This window comes from Citrobacter sp. S55_ASV_140 (assembly GCF_018919505.1).
In the GTDB taxonomy this organism is placed as follows: domain Bacteria; phylum Pseudomonadota; class Gammaproteobacteria; order Enterobacterales; family Enterobacteriaceae; genus Citrobacter; species Citrobacter werkmanii.
Window position 1 is genome coordinate 1 of the sequence record NZ_JAHLQZ010000225.1, and the last position, 5726, is coordinate 5726.

General features: G+C 48.0%; 3 protein-coding genes. 1 reads left to right on the plus strand and 2 read right to left on the minus strand.

Annotated elements, in window-relative coordinates; translation table 11 throughout:
- Both KQJ18_RS20900 and KQJ18_RS20905 read right to left on the minus strand, forming a co-directional pair.
- On the minus strand, window positions 1–624 hold a 624-nt coding region (locus KQJ18_RS20900; RefSeq protein ID WP_216422646.1), incomplete at its 3' end, for a transporter substrate-binding domain-containing protein.
- Window positions 617–2809 (minus strand): EAL domain-containing protein, encoded by a 2193-nt coding sequence (locus KQJ18_RS20905; RefSeq protein ID WP_137347507.1) that lies wholly within the window; start codon window positions 2807–2809, stop codon window positions 617–619. The genes KQJ18_RS20905 and KQJ18_RS20900, both read right to left, overlap by 8 nt.
- A 672-nt stretch (window positions 2810–3481) precedes the next feature.
- On the opposite strand from KQJ18_RS20905, the gene KQJ18_RS20910 reads away from it, so the two are divergent.
- Window positions 3482–5611, plus strand: a complete 2130-nt coding sequence (locus KQJ18_RS20910) for an EAL domain-containing protein (protein ID WP_223851218.1) — start codon at window positions 3482–3484, stop codon at window positions 5609–5611.
- The last annotated feature ends 115 nt before the right edge of the window (window positions 5612–5726 follow it).

A 5726-nucleotide genomic window follows, 5' to 3' on the forward strand; every position in this document is an offset into this window, starting at 1 on the left:
GAGTAATACCGTGCTGGAGATCAGTGCTGAATACTCCCCGTTCTTCAGTTCGTTGAAGGCCGTAATATTATTGGTGTCGAGTTGAATATTAATATCCAGATCATTCGCGGCATTCACTTTTTGCAGTTGCTCAACGTAAATCGTACCGCTTTTTACCAGTACGCTATGTCCAGAAAGCTTAGCCAGGTTGTCGCTGCTTTCGGTTTTACGCATCACAAAGCGGGTGCTCGAAAAATAAAACGGCAGGGAGAACTCGCTCATGCTGTGGCGGCTTTGTGAATAAAAGGCAGGTATGCACATGATGTCTGCCATGTGGTTTTTAATCAGCACAAACTGCGATGCTGAATTGGCTTTTACCCACTCTATTTTCAGGTTTTTTAGCTGGAGTTTGGTCTTGAGCGCGCTGACGATACTGTTGCAGATATCAATGGAGTAGCCCGCAGGGGTATTTCCATTTTGCCAGGAGAAGGGAAACGCATCATCCTGATAGCCAAGGGTAATGGTTTTCTTGCTGGCGATCTGTTCCAGCGTATGCAGTTGCTTATCTGCCATGCATGGCGTGGCCACTGCCAGCAGTACAACCATCATGAGCAGGCGTTTTGCCAGGCGAAAGATGTCAGGCATTGCTCAGACCTTCTTCAATAGCCTCTTCGGCAAACGCGGAAAGCACCTCACGTTCGCGAAGCGGATAGCTAAAGAAATAGCCCTGAACATTCTGGCACTCTATGTCGCGCAGGATGTCACGCTGCTGCGCGGTCTCCACCCCTTCAGCAGTGACCGACATATTGTACTTATGGGCAAACTGAATCAGCATCACAATCAAATACTGGCTGGCATTATCCTGCTGGAGTTTATCGACCAGCGTGCGGGCGATCTTGATGCGGGTGAAAGGATAAATCAGCAGGTAATCCAGCGCCGCATACCCGGTTCCCAGATCGTCCATGGCGATTTCGATGCCCATAGCGCGGATCTCTTGCAGTACGGGTAAGGCGATTGATCTATCCAGTTTCTCGGATTCGGTGATTTCTATTTCAAGGCGATCTGCCGCGAGTTGGCTGATGCGTAAGGCGTCTTTGATCACATCCACCAGCCCCGGACTGTGCAACTGGTAGGCCGATATATTGACGGCAATTCTGGTGCGCTCCGGCCATTTAGCCGCCGCTTCACAGGACTGACGAATAATCCATTCACCTAAACGCACAATCAGGCCGGAACTTTCGGCTATGCTGATAAAATAATCTGGGTAAATCAGTCCCTTGCTGGGATGATTCCAGCGGATCAGCGATTCATACCCATACACGCTTTCATCTGCCAGGTTTATGATTGGCTGGTAGTGAAGTTCGAACTCCTTGTTATCAATACCATCAATAATTTCCTGATTAATAAACAGGCTGTGGGTCTGCTTCATCACCATGCCGTCTTCAAAGAAATGGAAGCAGCCGCGGCCATGATGCTTAGAGGCATACATAGCAAGATCGGCATTGATCATCAGTGTCGAGGTATTGTTGCCCTGATATGGCGCGGTGGTGATACCGATGCTACAGCTGATGGAAAAAGTATGCGTGCTCCAGGTGAATGGAGTACTCAGCGCACGAATAATGCGTTTTGCCAGACGATTCGCCTCTCTGATGGCGTTGTCGCTGACATGTTGCAGGATGGCGAACTCATCACCGCCCAGACGCGCCGCGATATCGTCAGGGCCGAGCAGCAATTGCAGGCGCTGGGCCACGCTAATTAACAGTTCATCCCCGGCTTTATGGCCGAAGGTATCGTTGACCGGTTTGAAATTGTCGAGGTCAATCAATAGCAGGTTGAACGGTTTTTCATCCAGATGAATTTCACTGACGCGCTTATCTAGCGCCTGGCCAAACGAAACGCGATTGGGTAAGCCGGTCAACGAATCATGATGGGCCATATGCTCCATCTTTTGCGACATTTCATGCATGCGTTGCAGATAACCGCGCTCTTTCATGGCGACGCGCAATTTCTCAATCGCTCCTGCGAGATGCCCAATTTCATCGTCCTGATCAAGATAAGGGGTAATGCAGTCGGTCTCTTCATGGGCAATACGGGTGAGGGAGTTGATCAGCAGTGGAACCGGTCGGAATAAGCGGCGCATAAACAGCGTAACCAGCGCCAGCGTCACCAGCAAAATCAGGACGAAAATGATACAGCTCTTTTTCAGCATCGCATCGTAGGTAGCGTACAACTCACTTTTTTTACCGATGCTGCTTATCAGGCTCCCGAGGATCTCGCCGGAAGGCGTCAATATCGGGACGGCGCTGATGAAACACTCTTCGCCATTGATCTGGGCGAAGCCAACATAGTAATTGACCAGCACATCGCGCGGCAAACGACCAGAGAAGGAGATAATTCCTTCGCCATTTTCAGACTTGTTGTTAATCCCAACATACCCTTTTTCCGGCGTATAGAGAAACAGCCAGGTGGGGCTGTGCGTCTGCACTGATGCCAACGCCAGGACGTCTACCGGGTTATAACCCGTTTGCAGAATGGAGTCGGTATCGCCAAGTTGTCTGTCGGAGACGATGCGTGAGATCTGCCCGGCATCGCTGGTTTCAACCGAAACGGTGGTGTACACGCTGCGGATAATGTAGGTCATAATCTGCGCATTCGCCTCAGCGCGCTGCACCCACTGTTGATAAGAAAAGCTGTCTATCAGGCTCCAGTTGGTAAAGGCGCCAGCGCTAAAAGCAATAACGATACCCACCAGCAAGAATTGCGTTATTTTGCCAGTGATGGAATGTTGCCACCCTTTTATTGCTTTAAGGGAAAACAGAGACTTTGCCACGGATTATGTTAATTCCTGAATTGATTATGCGATGCTAAATTTATTTCTGTTATTTCTTAATGGGATATTATTGTTGCAAATAAGTAGATGAAAGATGTGAAACGTAATGACGTAACAAATAACTAACATTGAACCAGGATGAGTAATGACAACAATAACGGTATGCGAATATAGATAACGCTGTGCTTATCGTCAACAGGCAAAAGTGTTCATAAAAATACATTTTTCATTATGCCTCATCCAGGATATTAATGTTGACATTAAAACGACAAGGCGTGTTTTTTGTTTGTACTGGTTGGAGGTGTGGTGAAGTTGTCAGTAAGGTGCGGTTTTTATATTTAGCATCAATGAATTAGCTATGCTATTAAGTGAGTGTGCTGTAGTTTTATCCCGCCGGGATGTCCATTTTTGTCTATTAATGAGTATTTATTTCCTGATCTGATATGAATAAGATGCTCGCTTCAATATAGAGCCTAACTTTATTTTCTCAGTGCGCGGTCAATGTTGACAATTTTGCTATGGTTCAGCGACTGACCCAAAAGGATTTGTTTGTGACATTCGAGTCTGGATTAAAGTCCTATTGGTATAGTGCATAGCGGATAAATTGATTTGGACGCGATAATAAATACTCACACAGCAAAAAGCATTCAAAAATGGTGCCTGCCACTTGCTTTGCCAGGCCTGTTATATCCACTGGCACAATATCTTAACGGCTATTGTCTTCTCAATAATAATATTTTAACAGTTTACGATCTCAAACTCGCCGTATTTTCCGCCGCATTGGTTCTGTTTGGTTTTCGGGTATTGCCGGGATTTATTCTGTTTCTCGCCTTGATGTTCGTAGTGGGGCCACAAAGCGAGCGGGTGGATGCGCTGTGTCTGGTTATGGCCTCAACCTTGAGCTATGCCGCTTATCGCAACGTGACGGGCAGACGCAGCTGCGCAAGTTTTGGCCGTATAAAAATCAGCCTGAGCCGCCTGATTTGGCTATGCGGCTTTAACATCCTGCTCTATCTGTTATTCAGCAGGATTTTTGCCGCGTTCGTCACCCATGGTCATCGCCCGGATGTGGACAATATTCCGGTTATGAGCCTGGAGATGCTGGTACGTATTCAGGGGATCATCAACGGTTGCCTGACGGGCATCCCCTTTTTCTACAAAATTTATCGCATCATTCGTCGACCGTCTTACCTGTTGACCTTTATCAGAGCGATTGTCTTTCAGTGTAAAGGGAATATCACCGCTTTTGGCGTCAGCATCTGGTGTATTTTGCTGATTTCACTGATGTTCTGTTTGACGTCACCGCACAGTCCGAACATCTTTTTTTCTTTCTATAGCCTGATCCTGTTATTTCCATTGATGCTGTGGGGGGCGATTAAGATTGGTCACTCGTTCACCATGCTGGTGTGGACAGTCGTACTGATTATTTTAGGCAAACATAACGACAGCTATATCGCCAGCGACATCAATTTCATGCTGCATCAGGCGCTGGTTTCCACCCTTATTTTTGTCTTTTCACTCACCATTGTGATCATGGGAGCGCTGGCAAAATTTACCCGTCAGCGGTTTAACCAGGTCCTGCTGTTGGGTCTGACTGACCCGATGACGGGCATGGCGAACCTGCGTGCTCTGAAGACAGAGTTGTTTACCACTGAGGGGGCGACGGTATGCCTGATACAGATCCCCGAGCTGGAGCTCTTTTCGCGCCGCTATGGTTTTCATTTTCGCGCCCGCTACCAGAAGATCCTTGCTGAGCATCTCAGGAGTCATTTGATCAAAAGCGAGAAGGTCTATTATCACGCGGGTTATGATCTGCTTATCCGCCTGGAAAATGGGACCTGCGAGCGGTTATGCGACCTGTACCAGGCTGCCAATAGTTTTCGCCTCTTCTACAACAATCACCGGCTGGGTTTTCGCAGTGGTTTGGGCTACTGCCTGATTAACGATCATAGCGATGATATCTACCAGCTGGTGGGTAAGCTCGGCATGGTCGCCGGCTTATCCCTGACCAACGGCAGGCCGGAAAACCTCGAAGCGCAGCATAGCCGGGTCCTTGGCAACCACATCGTTGATAAAACTGAAATCCGTACCGCATTGCAAAATGCGCTGGATAATAATGCCTTCGTTCTGATGGCCCAGCCGATAGTCAGTACCCATGGCGAAGCGCCGTATCATGAAATATTGATCCGTATGCTCAACGAACGGGGGGAATTTATTCCCCCAAACAGCTTTCTGCCGGTTGCCCATGATGCGGGGCTGGCGCCGGATATCGATCTCTGGGTTATCGAAAACACCCTAAAGTTCATGCGCACCCATCCGCAGCGCTGTTTTGCCATTAACCTGGCACCAGTCACGGTGTGTCGTTCAAATATCGTGTCCCGAATCACTCAGCTTCTGCACGATTACGCTGTGGAGCCGCAGCGGATTATTTTTGAAATAACCGAAGCGGATACATTATCAGATAAAGAACAAACCGTGGAAACCCTGAGCTTAATACGTCAGCTGGGATGCCGCGTGGCGATTGATGACTTTGGTACCGGATTTGCCAGTCATGCGCGCTTGATGAATATCGAAGCAGACATTCTGAAAATAGACGGTTCTTTTATTCGACGGATCACCGAAAGCGAGATCAGCTACTACATCGTCGAGTCCTTCTGCCGTGTCGCTGAAATGAAAAATATGCAGGTCGTCGCCGAATTTGTCGAAAACGCCAATATTCAGGCATGTCTGGAAAAAATGAATGTTGGGTGGTTACAGGGATATCACATTGGCAAACCTACGCCATTGCTCACGTTGGAATAGCAGGGCGCTAACGCCTGATGGCCAAAAAAGTAACTTCTTCTCAGGTAGAGAATAAAAATCATGAGTGACATTAGTAAAGTGAAGAATCGAACGGCGGGCGCTGCCGGTATGGGAC